Origin of the sequence: Pantoea coffeiphila (assembly GCF_016909495.1) — a bacterium.
Lineage (GTDB): Bacteria > Pseudomonadota > Gammaproteobacteria > Enterobacterales > Enterobacteriaceae > Erwinia > Erwinia coffeiphila.
Genome location: NZ_JAFBFW010000001.1, coordinates 571,012 through 587,635, shown reverse-complemented (window position 1 = coordinate 587,635; position 16,624 = coordinate 571,012). Strand labels below are relative to the sequence as shown.

General features: G+C 55.9%; 15 protein-coding genes. 10 read left to right on the top strand and 5 right to left on the bottom strand.

Annotation, left to right across the window (positions count from 1 at the left end):
* Positions 1-63: 63 nt before the first annotated feature.
* Entirely contained in the window at positions 64-564 is a 501-nt protein-coding gene (locus JOE09_RS02715; protein WP_205064700.1) for an Lrp/AsnC family transcriptional regulator, read from the bottom strand.
* 82 nt (positions 565-646) lie between these two features.
* Between JOE09_RS02715 and JOE09_RS02710 the strand changes: the two genes are divergently transcribed.
* The 6 genes from JOE09_RS02710 (at position 647) to JOE09_RS02685 (ending at position 6,923) form a co-directional block, all read left to right on the top strand.
* Positions 647-1,822 carry an MFS transporter gene (locus tag JOE09_RS02710; protein WP_205064699.1) on the top strand — a complete coding sequence of 392 codons (1,176 nt, stop codon included), beginning with the start codon at positions 647-649 and terminating at the stop codon, positions 1,820-1,822.
* A gap of 309 nt (positions 1,823-2,131) precedes the next feature.
* Positions 2,132-3,373 carry an MFS transporter gene (locus JOE09_RS02705; RefSeq protein WP_200558975.1) on the top strand — a complete coding sequence of 414 codons (1,242 nt, stop codon included), beginning with the start codon at positions 2,132-2,134 and terminating at the stop codon, positions 3,371-3,373.
* A 17-nt stretch (positions 3,374-3,390) separates the two neighbouring features.
* Positions 3,391-4,554, top strand: a complete 1,164-nt coding sequence (locus tag JOE09_RS02700) for a mandelate racemase/muconate lactonizing enzyme family protein (protein WP_205064698.1) — start codon at positions 3,391-3,393, stop codon at positions 4,552-4,554.
* A complete protein-coding gene (locus tag JOE09_RS02695; protein WP_205064697.1) occupies positions 4,548-5,444 on the top strand; it encodes a dihydrodipicolinate synthase family protein in 897 nt (298 codons plus the stop codon). The genes JOE09_RS02700 and JOE09_RS02695 overlap by 7 nt, the downstream gene beginning before the upstream one ends.
* Complete coding sequence (locus JOE09_RS02690) at positions 5,441-6,337, top strand: 2-dehydro-3-deoxygalactonokinase (RefSeq protein ID WP_205064696.1); 897 nt, start codon at positions 5,441-5,443, stop codon at positions 6,335-6,337. Before JOE09_RS02695 ends, JOE09_RS02690 begins: the two co-directional genes overlap by 4 nt.
* Positions 6,327-6,923, top strand: a complete 597-nt coding sequence (locus JOE09_RS02685; RefSeq protein ID WP_205064695.1) for a beta/alpha barrel domain-containing protein — start codon at positions 6,327-6,329, stop codon at positions 6,921-6,923. The genes JOE09_RS02690 and JOE09_RS02685 overlap by 11 nt, the downstream gene beginning before the upstream one ends.
* Here the strand turns inward: JOE09_RS02685 and JOE09_RS02680 are convergent.
* Together JOE09_RS02680 and JOE09_RS02675 are read right to left on the bottom strand one after the other, a co-directional pair.
* Positions 6,903-7,595 (bottom strand): helix-turn-helix domain-containing protein, encoded by a 693-nt coding sequence (locus tag JOE09_RS02680; protein WP_205064694.1) that lies wholly within the window; start codon positions 7,593-7,595, stop codon positions 6,903-6,905. The genes JOE09_RS02685 and JOE09_RS02680 overlap by 21 nt on opposite strands.
* Positions 7,596-7,725: 130 nt before the next feature.
* Positions 7,726-8,622 carry a LysR substrate-binding domain-containing protein gene (locus JOE09_RS02675; RefSeq protein ID WP_205064693.1) on the bottom strand — a complete coding sequence of 299 codons (897 nt, stop codon included), beginning with the start codon at positions 8,620-8,622 and terminating at the stop codon, positions 7,726-7,728.
* 85 nt (positions 8,623-8,707) lie between these two features.
* Between JOE09_RS02675 and JOE09_RS02670 the strand changes: the two genes are divergently transcribed.
* The 4 genes from JOE09_RS02670 to JOE09_RS02655 all read left to right on the top strand — a co-directional run bounded on the left by JOE09_RS02670 (position 8,708) and on the right by JOE09_RS02655 (position 13,560).
* Positions 8,708-9,478 carry an NAD(P)H-dependent oxidoreductase gene (locus tag JOE09_RS02670; RefSeq protein ID WP_205065098.1) on the top strand — a complete coding sequence of 257 codons (771 nt, stop codon included), beginning with the start codon at positions 8,708-8,710 and terminating at the stop codon, positions 9,476-9,478.
* Positions 9,479-9,707: 229 nt separating this feature from the next.
* Complete coding sequence (locus JOE09_RS02665) at positions 9,708-10,466, top strand: MurR/RpiR family transcriptional regulator (RefSeq protein WP_205064692.1); 759 nt, start codon at positions 9,708-9,710, stop codon at positions 10,464-10,466.
* 116 nt (positions 10,467-10,582) lie between these two features.
* Entirely contained in the window at positions 10,583-12,091 is a 1,509-nt protein-coding gene (locus JOE09_RS02660) for a PTS transporter subunit EIIC (RefSeq protein ID WP_205064691.1), read from the top strand.
* A 35-nt stretch (positions 12,092-12,126) separates the two neighbouring features.
* Positions 12,127-13,560, top strand: a complete 1,434-nt coding sequence (locus tag JOE09_RS02655) for a 6-phospho-beta-glucosidase (protein WP_205064690.1) — start codon at positions 12,127-12,129, stop codon at positions 13,558-13,560.
* Between the two features lie 610 nt (positions 13,561-14,170).
* Here JOE09_RS02655 and JOE09_RS02650 read toward each other — a convergent pair.
* Positions 14,171-15,355, bottom strand: coding sequence for an amidohydrolase (locus JOE09_RS02650; RefSeq protein WP_205064689.1), 1,185 nt, complete (start codon positions 15,353-15,355; stop codon positions 14,171-14,173).
* 46 nt (positions 15,356-15,401) lie between these two features.
* Positions 15,402-16,616: a hypothetical protein gene (locus JOE09_RS02645; protein ID WP_105595517.1), complete on the bottom strand. Its 1,215-nt coding sequence runs from the start codon at positions 16,614-16,616 to the stop codon at positions 15,402-15,404.
* Positions 16,617-16,624: the final 8 nt, after the last annotated feature.

Sequence of the window (16,624 nt, the reverse complement as noted above, 5' to 3'; positions counted from 1 at the left end):
ACATATCGTTGTCGGGGCCAGCATTTTATTGAAATCTTGAGATCTTTTTTTCAACGGACTGGATCAGTCCGGGGAAGGGCCTCGCTCCAGAAAGGTGGACAGGGCAATATAGCTGCGCACGGAGCGGACGCCGTCAAGGCTCTGAATTTCCATCAGAAAATTCTCCAGGGACTCCGTATCATCCGCGCGGACTTTAATTAACACGCAGCCGTCACCGGCAACGGTATGCAGTTCCTCAACCTCGCGTCGGCTGGTGAACTGCAGCAGTGCGCGCGTTGCTTCATAGCTGCTGGTGTCAATCACCAGAAACGTTAACAGCGTTCGGCCCAGCTTGCAGCCATCGAGTACCGCCACGGTGCCTTTAATCACGCCGTCGCGCTTCAACCGCTTCACCCGATCGTGTACCGCAGGGGCAGACAGATGCACGATCTCGCTCAGTTCGCTGTAGCTGCGTCCCGCATCTTCCGCCAGCGCGCCTAATATTTTTCGGTCGATGGCATCGAGTTCGATCGGTTTGTGTCTTGTCTGCCTAATACCATCTTTTTCTTTATCAATCGCGCTCATAAGCGTTTACCTGCTGAATGGAGTTATGAATATACTTTAATCCACCTAATAGTATTAAGCTAAAATTTGTACTGGAGTTTACATGCCCATCGCACTACTTGCCCTCGCCGTCGGCGCATTCGGGATAGGCCTGACGGAATTCGTCATTGCCGGTATCCTGCCGCAAATCGCCGTGGCGTTTGACGTCAGCATTCCCTCCGCCGGATACATGGCGACCATTTACGCGCTGGGTGTTTTTATCGGCGCGCCAATCATGACCGTTCTGGGTGCCAGCATCCCGCGTAAAGCGATGCTGACCGGCCTGGCGGTGATCTTTACCCTGGGCAACGCGATCACCGCCATGGCCCCGACGCTCGAAGTGGCGCTGATCGGAAGAGTGATCACCTCATTCAATCACGGTGCCTTTTTCGGCATTGGGTCGATTATCGCGGCGTCGCTGGTGGCACCTGGGCGGCAGGCGAGTGCCATCGCCTTTATGTTTTCGGGTTTGACGCTGGCAAACCTGTTTGGTGTGCCGATCGGCACCTGGCTTTCTCAAACCTTCAGCTGGCGGCTGGTTTTTTGGGGGATCGCGGCTATCGGTCTGCTGACTATCGCCAGCATCGCGCTGCTGGTCCCGCATATTGAAAAAGGCAAACCGATTGCCCTGCGAACCGAACTGCGTGCATTTTTCGATCCTCAGGTTCTGCTGGTGATGGGCATTACCGTTTTCGGTCCGGCGGGTTATTTTACCGCTATCACCTATATCGCGCCGATCATGATTGAAGAGGGCGGTTTTTCCGCCGGAGGCGTGACCTGGCTGATGGTCCTCTTTGGCCTCGGGCTGGCCGTTGGTAACTGGGTGGGTGGCCGTTTTGCCGACCGTTCGCTATTTGGTACGCTTTTCGTCACGCTTATCGCCCAGGGGATCGTGCTGCTGATTTTCTGGTACGGCGTTCACAACCCGGTGATTGCCGCCGCGTCGGTATTCCTGATGGCGGCCTTTGGTTTCGCCACCGTCGCACCGATCCAGAAGCTGGTGATGGATCGTGCCAGCCAGGCCGGTGCGCCAACGATGGCTGCCTCCGTCAACATTGGCATGTTCAATCTGGGCAACGCGCTGGGAGCCTGGGTGGGCGGGGCGACCATCGCTGCCGGTTTTGGCCTGGTGTCACCGGGCTGGGCGGGTGCCATCCTGTCGTTTATTGCTCTGGGGCTGGCTGCCCTTGCCTGGCAAAGCGCGCGCAGAGGCTACGTGTTGAATGCCGGGTCATGCTAAATGACTGAATCCACGAGAATGTAAAAGCATCACTGACAGGGGCCGCCAGTGGCCCCATTTTTATCGCCTCTCACTGATGCTTCACTATATGAAGCAATTTGATGATTTGTTCTTTGAGTCGCTTCACGCAATCCCCCCTTGCCGGCGCAACCCCTCACCAAAAACCCTACGCTGAATCCCAGAACATAACGCGTCTTTTCGGCGCGACGTTTACCTTCTGGAGGTCGTATGGAAAGTTCGGACCGCCGCTATGGCGGTGAATATGTGGCGGAAAAAACAAACAGCCCGCCGAGAAGCACGGCCAGAATCATGATGGCTGCCGGGATTGGACACTTTATCGAATGGTTCGATTTTGGTCTGTACGGCACCTTAGCGGCGATTATCGCCAGCAACTTTTTTATCAGTGACGATCCGGCCACCGCGCTGCTGAAGTCCTTCGCGGTGTTTGGTTCAGGCTTTCTGATGCGCCCGCTTGGTGGTTTGTTTTTCGGTTCCATGGGCGATCGGCTGGGGCGACGCAAAGTACTGGTCACGGTGATCGTCATCACCTCGATCTCTACCTTTGTGATGGGCATTCTGCCGACCTGGCATCAGGCCGGGATTATCGCACCGGTACTGCTGGTGATCACCCGCCTGGTGCAGGGCTTTGCCGCAGGCGGCGAAAGCTCCGGTGTGATTACCTATCTGGCGGAAAGTGCTAAGCCGCATCGTCGCGCAACGCTCACCTGCTGGAGCGAGAACTTCAGCTTTATGGCGTTTGTCTGCGGTTCCGGCCTGGTGCTGCTGTTGACTTACTGGCTCGGCGAAGCGGCGATGAACGACTGGGGCTGGCGCATTCCATTCCTGCTGGCCGCACCGCTCGGGCTGGGTGGGCTATATATGCGCCGCAATATGGAGGACTCGGCGGAATTCCACAAGCTGAAAGCCAGCGGAAAACTGGAGAAGTCGCCGCTGCGCACTGCGGTTAAGACCTCGCTTTCGGCATTGCTGTTCTGTACGGGCTTCGTGGTGATTAAAGCGGTCAGCAGCTGGGTGCTGCAATCGTTTATGCCGGGTTATCTGTCAACGCATCTGCACTACAGCCGCGCCGACTCTTATCTGATCACCACTCTGGGCCTGTTAAGCGTGGCGATTTGCATGCCGATCACCGGCTATCTGTCGGACAAATGGGGGCGGCGGCCGCTGATGCTGCTGGGATGCGCCGGCTTCATCCTGCTGACGTATCCCGCCATGCTGCTGATGACGCAGGGTTCGGTAGGCAGTTCGATTGCCGCAATGAGCATGCTGGGCGTATTTGTGGCGCTGTTCAACGGCGGCTGCGGTGCTGCAATGGTGGAGCTGTTTCCCACAGCCATTCGCTATGGCGGTATTGCCATGTCCTACAACCTCACCGTGGCGCTGTTCGGCGGCGTTACGCCGCTGGCTTCCGCAAGCCTGATCGCCTTCACCGGCGACCCGCTATCTCCTGCGTGGTACGTGATGATCACCGCGCTGATCTCGTTTATTGCCGTGTGGTTTGCCAAAGAAACGGCCGGAAAAGTACTGGATTAATGAAAACTGGAGCTTTTATGCATATTACGAACGTGGAGTGTTTTCCGCTAAAAATCACCCCGGACCAGGCTTATCTCGGCGGTAAGGCGGACGGGAACGGCCCGGATTACTACTATCGGCCGGAATACCGCTGCGTCTATTCACGCAAGATGGAAACCTGCATGGTGAAAATTACCAGCAGCGACGGCCATGTCGGCTGGGGCGAAGCGCTGGCACCGGTGGTACCGCAGGTGGCCGCCGAACTGATTAAACAGCTGTTTGCGCCGCTGCTGATCGGGGAATCTCCGTTTTCCAGCGGCGTGCTCAACGCCAGAATGTACGACTCCATGCGCGATCGTGGGCATATCAGCGGGTATCACATTGATGCCATCGCCGGTGTGGATATCGCCCTGTGGGATCTCAAGGGCAAAATTCTGGGTCTGCCGGTTCATCAGCTGCTCGGCGGTGCGTTCCACAAGTCGGTGCCGTGCTATGTCTCCGGTTTGCCCGAACCCGATATCGACAGCCGCTGCCGCCTTGCCAGGCAATGGCAGGAAAAGGGATTCCATGCCGTGAAGTTAGCGCTGGGCTACGGCGTACGGGAAGACGTCAAAAACATCCGGGCGATCCGTGAAACGCTCGGCGACGAGGCGCAGATTTTCATTGATGCGCACTGGAATTACAGCGTGGCCGAGGCCAGCGACTTAGCCGCACAGCTACACGCGCTGGGGGTGGGTTTCCTTGAAGCACCGCTGCTGCCGGAGGATATTGCCGGTCATCGGGAGTTACGCGCCAAAAGCGCGGTAGCCATTGCGTTAGGTGAAACCGAACGCACGCGCTACCAGTTCAAAGCAGTGATCGAGCAGCGGGCGGCGGACATCCTGCAACCTGACGTCGGCAGAACCGGCATCAGCGAACTGATGCACATCGCCTCGCTGGCCGAAACGTGGAATCTGCGCGTTGCGCCGCATTTAAGCGTCGGGCTGGGGCCGTGTATCGCCGCATCGATCCATGCCGCTGCGGCTATCCCTAATCTGTTTATGCTCGAATTTCAGCCCCCCGTTTTTACCCTTGCCAATCAGCTGCTGAAACAGCCGCTGATCTGCGAACGCGGCGAGTATCAACTGCCGCAGGGCGCAGGTTTAGGGATTGAAATCGATGAAGATCGCGTTCGCGACGTTGTTATGGAGGCAGCATGTTAAAAGGTAATGTCCCGATTCTCGCCACGGCATTTGATGAGCAGGGCCAGCTGGATCTGGCTTCCGTAGAACGTCTGGTGACGTTCCTGTTGCAGCAGGGTATTGATGGCCTGGCGCTGTTTGGCAATGCCTCCGAAGGCTATGCCCTGACCCTGGATGAAAAAGAGGCGCTGTTTTATTGTGTGAAAAAACGGGTGGGCGATCTGCCGCTGGTGGCTGCGGCGGGCGGAGCGTCATCCGCCGTCGCCATTGAAGAAATTATGCGAGTACAACGCTGGGGCGCGCAGGTGGCGATGGTCAATCCGCCCTCGGTGGTGAAGCCCGGACCGGAGGAGATTTATCGCTTCTGGCGCGATATCTGCCAGGCCTGCGATATCGACATCATGATCCAGGATGCGCCGCTGATGACCGGGGTAAACATTCCTGTGCCGACACTCGTACGTCTGTGCCAGGACTTCCCTGGCATCAAATACATCAAAGTGGAACAGCCACCGACCACGCTGAAAATCACCGCCTTAAAGCAGGCGCTTGGCGATAGCGTCGGTCTGTTTGGCGGCCTGAACGCGGGCTTTCTGTATGAAGAGCTGTGCCGTGGCGTAACGGGAACCATGCCCGCCTGCGAATTCCCCGAGGTGATCAATGCCATCCTGGCGGCCTGGCAACGGGATCGCCGGGAAGCACAGGCGCTGTTTTATCGCTATCTGCCTTTCCTGCGTTACGGCGTGCAGCCGGGAATAGGCGTGGCCATTCATAAAACCGTGCTGCATCAGGCCGGGATTTTTGCCAGCGATTACGTGCGCGAACCGGCGAAAAGCCTGGATGACACCACGCGGCATGAGCTCCGTGAACTGACCGAATTTCTGCCGCTGGCCGCGCTGGGAGGAGAACGATGAACTACATTGCGGTGGACTGGGGAACCAGCAATTTCCGTGCATTCAGCGTGCGCAACGGCGTGGTGATGAAAACGATACAGGACAGCTGCGGCGTCGGCCGCTGTCAACGGGCCGAGCTGCCCGGAATACTGCAACAGCAGATGCAGCGGCTGGGTGAGGATTGGGATAAACAGTTGCCCGTACTGCTTTGCGGAATGATCGGCAGCAATATCGGCATTGCCGACGCCGGTTACCTTGATATGCCGCTGAGCTTTTCGCAACTGCTGGGGAAAGGGCGGGCGCTGCCGGGCATCCTGCCCAATCCGCTCACCCTGCGCCCCGGTATTTGTGACCGACGGGTCAATGAAATCTGCCGGGGGGAAGAGATGCAGCTGGCGGGGGCGCTGACGCAGTCCGATGTTTCACTGTTTGCCGCCGTGGGTACCCACAGCAAATGGCTCCGCGTGGATCGCACCCGGCAAAGGGTCACGGGCTTGCAGACCATTATGACCGGCGAACTGTACCATCTGCTGCTGAATCATGCCGTCGTGGGGAAAGGCCTGCCGGAGCAGATTAACTCCGCGTCTGCATTCCAGTCGGGTGTTGAAACGGCGGTGACGGTGGTGCGGGATCAGGGGGAACTGGTGACAGAACTGTTTCGCTGTCGGGGCCGCTACATCCTTGATGCACTGGCAAAAGAAGAAGCCGCATCATGGCTTTCCGGTCTGTTGATGGGATATGAAATATTACGCGGTCATCCCGGCGGCGATGAAACGGTATGCTTTATCGGCAGCGAGGCGCTGCTGCCGCACTACCAGCGCGCCTGCGAAATTTTGTACTGCCGTTATCAGTTAGTTTCTGCGGAAAGCGCGACGCTCGCCGGATTCAATGAGGTGTTTCGTCATGAAGGATAATCCGCAAATTATTGCGATTCTGCGTGGGATAACCCCAGACGAGGCGGTGCCGCATATTGCCTGTTTGCTTGAGCACGGGATCAATCGTGTTGAAATTACCACCAACTCTCCCGAGTGGGAAGCCAGCCTGCACCGGGTGCGGCAGCACTTTGGTGCTGACATCCAGCTCGGGGTGGGAACGGTCACCAGCGGCGATCACCTGCGGCGCAGCGTGGCCGCCGGTGCCGATTTTATTCTCACACCGAATCTCAATCCGCAGCTGATTAATCAGGCCAAAGAGCAGGGGCTGTTTGTCTGTGCGGGCGTATTTACGCCTGGTGAAATATTTACTGCGGTCGATTCTGGTGCTGATGTGGTGAAAATATTCCCGGCCTGTGCACTGCCGCGCAACTATCCGCAGTTGATCAAAGGTCCGCTTTCCCAGCCCGTCAGTTTTTCGGCGGTCGGGGGCGTAGAAATAGACAATGCCGCTGAGTTTCTGCACTACTACGACAGTGTGGGATTAGGGTCGGCGCTGTATAAACCGGGCCAGCGGGTGGCAGACACGGCAGCCCGCTGTGAGCGGCTAAGACAGCACCGGCAGTGATTCGCCGCTGATTTTCCTGGCCGCTGCCGTCAGGTATAAACGCAGGCTGGCCGTATCCATTTTTTCACTGTTTATGTTCGACAGTGCAATGGCGGCCTGCATGCCGGGGATATTGCAGGCCAGGCGATAATCACCCGGGCCGAAATCTTTGGCAAACACCTGATGTCGGCGCGCCTCGTCAATATCCTGCCTGAGCAACTGATAATCATTGATGCCGATTTGGCCGATGATTTCTTCATCACTCATTGCCGACAGCAGTTTAATGCCGATCACGGAATCATGAACCGGAAACGACTGGTAATTACCGATGGCGCGGGCAATGCTTTCCCCGCCGCGCGTATGGATCAGATACACCACGTTTTTACCGCTCAGCGCGCCGATCACAATCGAAATGGCGTGATTACCACTCTCTTCCAGCAAATCCATCACCGCATTATAAAACGCCGAATTGTGGATCGCGTGGGCCGATAAACGATGGATGCCGATACCCAGGCTGTATTTGCGTCGGGCATCGCGCTGCACCATGTCCAGTGCCAGCAGTGTCTGCATTAACCGCGTGACCTTGGCAGAATCCAGTTCCAGCTCACGCCCCATTTCGCGGATGCCTTTTGGCCGATTTGTGGTAGCCAGTAAATTCAGGCAGCGAAAGGCATCGTAGACGGTACTGTTCATCAGGGTCCTTGCCGGAGTTGAGGTGATGTAATCATAAATGCTTCGCGTTTATCGTGATATCGGTTTAGCGACGGAGTGTGAAGCGCGTTGCCGGAACTCGTCAGCAGGAGATATCAGTTGGCATCAATACTTATTGCGCAGCAGCGATCTGCTCCCGCAGCCAGCGGTGGGCAGGATCGCGATGGACGCGTTCGGGCCACAGCATCAGCATGTCGAAGCCCGGCACGTCAACGGGCGGTTCCACAACGCGGAGCGCGTCGTTGCCGCAAACCAGCCGGGACGGTGTCATCGCCACCAGATCGGTGTCAGACAGCACCGCGCTAAGCAGCAGAAAGCTCGGCACGGAAAGCGAGACTTTGCGCGCCAGGCCGCGTTCAGCCAGTACCGTATCCGTCGCGCCCAGGAATCCACCGCCGTCGGGCGAAACAATGGCATGCTCAAGCTGGCAGAATTCCGCCAGCGAAGGCGTTGTTTTTAGCTGAGGATGCCCCGCACGACCGGCCAGCACATAGCGTTCCGTAAACAGCCTGTGGTAATGCAAATCCGCCGGGGCTTCGGTGCCGGTCATAAAGGCGAGGTCGATATCTCCGCGTTCCGCTGCTCTTGCCACCTCCGACGGCATGCTCTGCACAATCGCCAGATGTATCGCTGGCGCTGCGGTACGGATCGCATCAAGGGCAGGGACTAGCAGGGTTAACGCCGCGTAATCAAATGCAGCAATGCGCCAGCGTTGAGTTGCCTCGGCGGGATTGAACGTATCCGACGGCGCGACCGCGAGTTCCAGCGCTGCCAGAGCCTGGCGCAGCGGTTCACGCAGCTCATCAGCCCGGGCGGTTGGGCGCATTCCCCGGGGACCGGGCAGCAGAAGCGGATCGCCCAGCAGATCGCGCAGTCTGGCAAGCTGCACGCTTACCGCCGGCTGCGAGAGATGCAGGCGCGCGGCGGCCCGAGTGACGTTGTTTTCAGTTAAAAGTGCATCGAGGGTGACGAGCAAATTCAGGTCGAGACGCTGCAGGATATTACTCATGGCTATACCTGTTATCCGTACAATTAATTTCTATTATACCGCAGATAAAAATACGCTGTCCCCGTCAACTCACGAGGCGCAGATTATGAATATTCTTCTTGTACACGCACAGCCAGAAAGCACGTCGTTAACCCGTCATCTTGTCAACGTCGCCCGAAATTTCCTGGAAGCAAACGGTCATTCAGTGGTGGAATCCGATCTTTATGCGATGGGGTGGAAAGCGGTTTTCGACGGCGAGGACTTCCCTGACCGAAGCGATCCCGAACGCCTGTCCTTTATCGCGGAGTCAGCGCATGCTTTTGCCAGCGGCAGCCAGACGTCAGACGTCGTGCAGGAGCAGAACAAAGTGCTGGCGGCGGATGCGGTGATCTTTGTATTTCCTCTCTGGTGGTTCAGCATGCCCGCCATCATGAAAGGCTGGATAGAGCGCGTCTGGGCCTACGGTCTGGCCTACGGATATCAGGATAAAGGCAATGCGCATCGCTATGGCGAAGGCAGCTTCCTGGGCAAACGCGCGCTGCTTGCTGTTTCGGTCGGCGGCCCGGAAAAAGATTACGCCCCCAGAGGGATTAATGGTTGCCTGGAACAGCTGCTGTTTCCCATTACCCACGGCACGCTGTTTTACACCGGCATGGAGGTTTTACCGACCTTTGCGGTTTATGGCAGCGGGCGGCTGGATGCCGATGTTATGCCACAGGTTGAAACTGCATGGCGAAACCGGCTGGAAAGGCTGTTTGACGACGCGCCGATCCCCTTCAGGCAACAAAACGACGGCAGCTATCCGGATCGTCATATTCTGGCGGATCATCTTGCGCCTGGGGTGACCGGCCTGGCGGTGCATATTGTGGAGCGTTAACCCGGTTCCATTTTTGCCGTGGTATCTCATTTGGAACATGGCGTTCCGGCCAGCACCGATAGGCCGGGCGCGTGAACTGAAGCGAGCAACGCCTGTCAAAATGCGTCACTCATCACACTTCAAACAATTAAATTTCGCCCACCAGGCGTTATTTACGCGATTAATTACCTGTGCGTCACACTGTGTGACACTATGAGCGGTATAAATGTAACAAAGAGATAGATCAATTATGTTTAATGCCAGAAAAATTGCTGCGCTGAACGCATTGGAAATTCGTGTCCACAATTACATAATTAAAAATATTAATGCGGTCATTTATATGACCATTCGAGAGTTAGCGGATAATTCAGGGGTGTCGACAGCGACAGTTCTTCGGTTCTGTAAAAAGATGGATTTCAAAGGATACGCTGAACTTAAAACCTGCCTAAAGATTCATCTGCAAAAAAACAGCACTTTGTTGATCCCGCACGGAGCAGAGGAAATACTGACGTTTTTTAAAAGCATCAGGAATGATGAGTTCGATGAAACGATCGGCTGTGCGGCCGATCAAATCAAGAGCGCGGAACGCGTGTTTTTCGTTGGTGCGGGCAGTTCAGGCTCGCTGGCCAGGTATGGCGCGCGCTTTTTATCTAATATTGGCAAGTTCAGCAATCACATTGACGATCCCTGGTATCCGGTCAGTACGGACATGGCCCAGAGTGCCGTTGCTATTGTGCTATCTGTGTCGGGTGAAACGCCTGAAATAATAAAAATTGCCCGACAGTTTGTCATTCACAAGTGCAAGGTCATCTCGATTACCAGCAATCAAAATTCCAGTCTGGCAAAACTGGCTGACTTTACTATTCCCTATCATGTGTCGCGTATTCTTATCGATAATGAATACGACATTACCACGCAGGTTCCGGTGATGTTTATCCTCGAATCCATTGGGCGAAAGTTGGCACTAACCAGTGATGATGGCTCGTCACAGGGTGTGACATTCCTGTAATTAGTTACGAGCGTATTCATATTGTGACCACGTGACATTGCCTCAGGCTTTTCCTAACATGCCGGGAACAATTTTGTACCCGTACCTGAAATCCCCTCTGGCAATGGAAAAAAACGATGGCAATAAATTATGCAGAGTCGGCGAAAGAAATCGTAAGACTCATAGGTGGCGATGATAATGTGATCAGCGTGACGCACTGCGCGACGCGGCTGAGATTTGTACTCAAGGACTCTGCTCAGGTCGATGTTGAAACGCTAAAACGCGTACAGGGTGTGATTACCGCCGTGAAGGCCAGCGGCCAGATGCAGGTGGTGATTGGTAACCACGTAAGCGATGCTTACCATCAAGTGCAAAAACTGCTGAATATCGATGAAAACGCCGTGGTTGAAGCGCCGAATGTCGGTATCGTAAATCGCGTTATGGATATCATCTCCAGTATTTTCGCGCCTTTTCTTTATCCTCTTGCCGCCTGTGGCGTACTACAGGGGATTATCTCCCTTCTGACGGCTATCGACCTGATGGACCCGGCGGGAGGAACCTACCGCATCCTTAACTTTGTTTCCTGGACGGGATTCACTTTTCTTCCGGTGATGGTTGCCTTCACCGCCGCTAAAAAGTTTAACGTTAATCCTTTTACCGCAGTGATTTCAGCCTGTGCGCTGGTCTCCCCGGATTACTTAAACATGCTGACCGCCAACAAAATACTGACGGTCAACTCAGCGGATCCGGCCATGCAGTCGCTGATGAAGAGTGCCGTTGAAAACCCAGACATTGCCAAAGTGCTGGTTGAGGTCGCAGGCATTCCCATACAGTCCGCGCCGCTGACATTTATGGGGTTACCGGTAGAGTATCTGAGCTACACCTCGTCGGTTATTCCCATCATTCTGATGGTCTGGGGAATGTCCTACATTCAGCGCTTCTTTGAGCGGACCCTCCCGGTGGTGATCAGAAATCTGTTCACGCCGATGTTCTGCATCGCCATCATGGTGCCGCTGACGCTTCTCGCCTTCGGTCCCGTCGGCAATATGATCGGTGGGGCGATCGGCGGCGTCTATAACACCCTCTATCATCTTAGTCCTGCCGTCGCCGGGTTTGTCGTCGGAGCGCTGTGGATGCCGCTGGTGACGCTGGGCGTGCACTGGGGAATTACGCCGGTCACAGTCGGTAACTACGCGACGCTGGGCTACGACACGTTCACCGGCCTGCAGGCCTCTGCCGTATTTGGTATGGCGGGTGCGGTACTGGGCGTATACCTGAAAGCGAAAGATGCAGAGATGAAGCGACTGGCGTTATCCGCCGGGGTCACCGCGCTGTTCGGGATTACTGAACCGGCCATCTACGGGGTTGCCTTGCGCCTCAAACGCCCGATGGTTTGCGGCTGCCTGGCCGGAGCAGCAGGCGGCGTTATCGCCGGTGCCTTCAATGCTGTTTCCTGGAGCTACTGTATTCCGGGCATCGCCGTTCTGCCCGTGTTCTTTAAGGAAGGGCATATGACCCAGTTCCTGGGCTTCCTGATGTCCATTTCAGCCGCATTCATTTTGGGCATCATTTTCACCTGGATCGCCGGCTTCACCGAAAATAGCCAGCCTGATGCCCGTGCCGTTGCACAACCCGGCACCGTCTGAACATCTTTATCGAATGACAATTTTAGAGAATGACTATGAATAATGTATTTCCAGAAAATTTCATGTGGGGTGGCGCCGTAGCGGCACATCAGGTCGAAGGTGGATGGGATCGGGGAGGAAAAGGCCCAAGTATCGTTGATGTCCTCACCAGCGGGGCCCACGGTGTCGACCGGGTGATTACGGACGGCATTCAGGACGGTTTTCTGTACGCTAATCACGAAGCATCAGATTTTTATCACCGCTATCGTGAGGACGTTGCCCTGCTGGCCGAGATGGGATTCCGCTGCTTCCGTACTTCTATCGCCTGGTCGCGTATTTTTCCCCTGGGTGATGAATCTGAACCTAACGAAGAGGGCCTGCGTTTTTACGATGCGCTTTTTGATGAGCTTCTGAAGTATGGCATTGAGCCGGTGATCACCCTGTCGCATTTCGAAATGCCTAATTACCTGGTGACGGAATACGGTGGCTGGAAAAACAGGAAGGTTGTCGACTTTTTCGTCCACTTCAGTGAGGTCGTTTTAAAGCGTTACCGGCACAAAGTAAAATACTGGATGACGTTTAACGAAATTAATAATCAGCGCAACTGGAAGACGCCGCTGTTCGGCTACTGTTGCTCCGGGGTGATTTATACCCATGAGCCTAATCCCGAAGAGTGCATGTACCAGGTACTTCACCATCAGTTTGTCGCCAGCGCACGAGTGGTGAAGCTGGGGCATGAGATTAACCCAGCGCTGCAAATTGGCTGCATGATTGCCATGGTGCCGCTTTATCCTTATTCCTGCCATCCCGATGATGTGATGTATGCACAGGAGGCAATGAGGGAGCGGTTCCTGTTCAGCGACGTGCATATGCGCGGGCACTATCCTGCTTACATTCTTAAAGAGTGGCAGCGTAAGGGCTACAGTATTGCCATGGAACCTGATGATGCGCAGATCCTCCGCGAGGGATGTGCTGATTACATTGGGCTGAGTTATTACATGAGCAACGCGGTCAGTAAAGCCAATGCGGGCTCAGGATCGGCGCTTTCAGGTTTTGAAGGCAGCGTGCCGAATCCGCATGTCAAAGCCTCCGACTGGGGCTGGCAAATCGACCCGGTTGGTCTGCGTTATGTTCTAAACATCCTTTATGAGCGCTATGAGAAGCCGCTTTTCATCGTCGAAAATGGCTTTGGTGCGATTGATAAAAAGGAAGAATCCGGCGAAATCAACGATGACTATCGCATTGATTACCTTCGCTCCCACATTGAAGAGATGAAGAAAGCCGTAACGGAAGATGGCGTTGAACTGATGGGCTATACCCCGTGGGGCTGTATTGACTGCGTGTCTTTCACCACCGGTCAATACAGTAAGCGCTATGGTTTTATTTATGTGGATAAAAACGATGACGGCAGCGGCACCTTTGCGCGTTCGAAGAAGAAAAGTTTCGACTGGTATCGACGGGTTATTGCCAGCAATGGGAGTGAACTTTAACGATCCTGAGAGCCGAACGGTCCAACGTTAGGGGCAGATCGCGGTGTGATTAGTGAATGGGGTGACCGATAAGGGCAGATTGCGGCGGGATTGGTGAATGGGGCGACCGCTGCGGGCAGATCGCCGGGCCGCCGTGAACCCAGTCCCTGGGTGCTTGGCTGCCGCATCCGTGCGGCAGACACCTGGCTAACCTGTCCCGCAGCGGTCACCCTTCCAAATCATGGCGTTGCTGCCGAAAAAGTCCTTTCTTAACAGCAACACCGAAGTCTTCAGGCAATCGGTGCTATCCGGATAAGCGGACCGTCCGAGCACAGGGAAGTGCGAGGCCGAGCGAACAGGGAAGTGCCAGCGGGTCCGCGTTCCGGATAGCACCGATAGGCCGGGCACGTGAACTGAAGCGATCGGTTGACGCGCTACACTGTGTAAGTTCGAGCGAACAGGGAAGCGCCAGCGGGTCCGCGTTCCGAATAGCACCCATACGCCAGACTCAGGAACCCACAGCGAGACAATCCCTGCCTAACCCAAGTGCCAGCGGGTCTGCGTTCCGGATAGCACCGATACGCCAGGCTCAGGAACTCGCAGCGAGATAACCCCTTCCTGACCGCCAGCGTTAAAAATCATCCTGTTGGAGATAACGCCACGCATACTGCGCATACAGCTCAGCGCCGTGCACCATCACATCCTCATCAATATTGAAGCAGCCGTGATGATGCGCCCAGTCGGTGCCTTTCGCCTTGTTACCGCAGCCCAGCAGGGCAAAGCAGCCGGGGATATTCTCAATAAAGTAGCTGAAATCCTCACCGCCGGTGGTCGGCCGTTCGGCGTACAGCACCTCTTCACCGAAGGCATCACGGATCACCGACTGCGCCAGCAGGGCGCTGCGCTCTTCATTGATCACCGGCAGCGTGCCGTAGGTGTACTCAACTTCCGCCGTGGCACCGTAGATCTCCGCCGTGTGATGAGCATAGCGCTCGATCGCCGCTTTCAGGCGTTCACGGGTGGCAACGTCAAAGCAGCGCACCGTGCCGTCCAATACCGCATTCTCGGCAATCACGTTGAAGCGCGTGCCGACTTCCATCCGACCAATGGTCACCACCGCGGATTCCAGCGGCGAGGTCTCGCGCGAGACAATCGCCTGCAGATTCATCACAAACGAAGAGGCCACCACGGCGGCATCAATACAGGCTTCCGGCATCGAGCCGTGGCCGCCGCGCCCTTTGAATCTCACTTTCAGCAGATCGGCCGAGGCAAAGCTGGAGCCGACGTTGCAGGAAATCTTGCCGGAGGCGGTGGTCGTCCAGATATGCATGCCAAAGACGTTATCTACGCCCTCAACCGCACCCTGGCGAACCATCTCACGCGCACCTTCGGCGATCTCTTCCGCCGGCTGGAAAATCAGACGCACGTTGCCGCGTAGCCCGGCGCGGTTCTCCTGTAGCGCTCTGGCCGCGTTCAGCAGCATGGAAGTATGCGCATCGTGGCCGCAGGCGTGCATTTTACCGTCGGTCAGGGATTTGTAGCTGAGTGTGGTGCTCAGTTCCTGCACCGGTAGCGCATCCATATCGGCACGCAGCGCCACGGTTTTACCGGGCTGGCCGCCTTTGATCTCGGCGATAATGCCGGTTGGCTGAGTCAGACGGTAGCTGATGCCGATCTCATCCAGCGCCTGCGCCACTTTCTGGGTGGTGCGGATTTCTTCCCACGGCAGCTCGGGGTGCGCATGCAGATCGCGACGGAAGGCGATCATCGCCTCTTTCCAGGCGTGGACGGCCTGCGTAATTGACTGGCTTGTCATAACGGTTGCTTCCCTTATTTTTCGTACCATTGCACTGAATAATGATTTAAACAGCAGGAATAATGTAGCCCACCATGATCCCGGCAAGCACCACCGACACCATGGTGACGGAAATAAAGCCCCCGACCAGCATCGGTGCCAGCATGTGCTGGGTCAGCACCTCGCGCTCTTTCTCATCTTTGGTCAGCGCGGTGATGGCTTCGTTAGTAATAATATAGTCCGCCGGGAAGCCGTACATGGAGGTTAGCGCGATAGCGAATGCCATCTCCATGCTGACGCCCAGCATTTTTCCCACGATCCAGGAGACAATAAACATCCCGACTACGGCAGCGGCAATCAGCACCAGCATCGGCAGCAGCAGGCGCAGCAGCATTTCCGGCGTGGCGCGGTTCAGCGTATCAAAAATAAACAGCATCAGGCCCATCACCGCAAAGCCGAAGCCGTTGGCTTTTTGCAGCGGCTGCCGCTCCAGGAAACCCAGCGAGGCGGCGATCACGCCGAACAGCAGGCACAGCACGAACGGGCTGACCGCAACAACGGGAGCCAGCCAGCCGGAGACCAGATACGCCAGCCAGCCGACGAAGGCGAGGCGCATAAATTTAAAATAGCTGGTGTTGTAGTGGGCGGGCATGCGACCAAACAGGCGCGGCATGGCGTTATCCGCTGCGCCGGAGGTTTTATCCGGCAGCGGGGTGCCCGCGACCGTCTCCTGCCACTCGCCGCTGCGGTACTTTTGCAGCACGCGCTTTCCCTCACGCTGCAGCATAATGGCGGTCAGCGGATAGCCGGCAAAGCCCTGCATCACGTAGATCAGAATGGCGAAAACGGATAAATCAACCAACCCGGCGGATGCCGCGCCCTTGGACATGATGATCGCCGAGACGATGCCGCCGACCAGCGGGGGAATGGTCACAATGGCGGTGTTGCGGTCGAACATCAGCATACAGACCACAAATACCGTCACCATAATACCGGCGATACCGGCCAGAGAGATGATAATGGTTTTCCACTGGCGGATCAGTTCAGGAACCGACAGCAGGGTGCCCATATTGGTGATCAGTAAATACATCAGCATCACCGCAACTACCGGGGTGATACCGGCGCGGCTGACGATATCCTGCGGGAAGAAGGTCCAGTAGCCAAATAAAAACAGCACGGCGCAGACAAATACGGAGGGTATCCAGGCTTTCGTTCTGACAGAAACCAAATCGCCCAGGTATAAAATGACCATGACCAGTAAAAGTGCGAACATTTGTGACATAAGACACA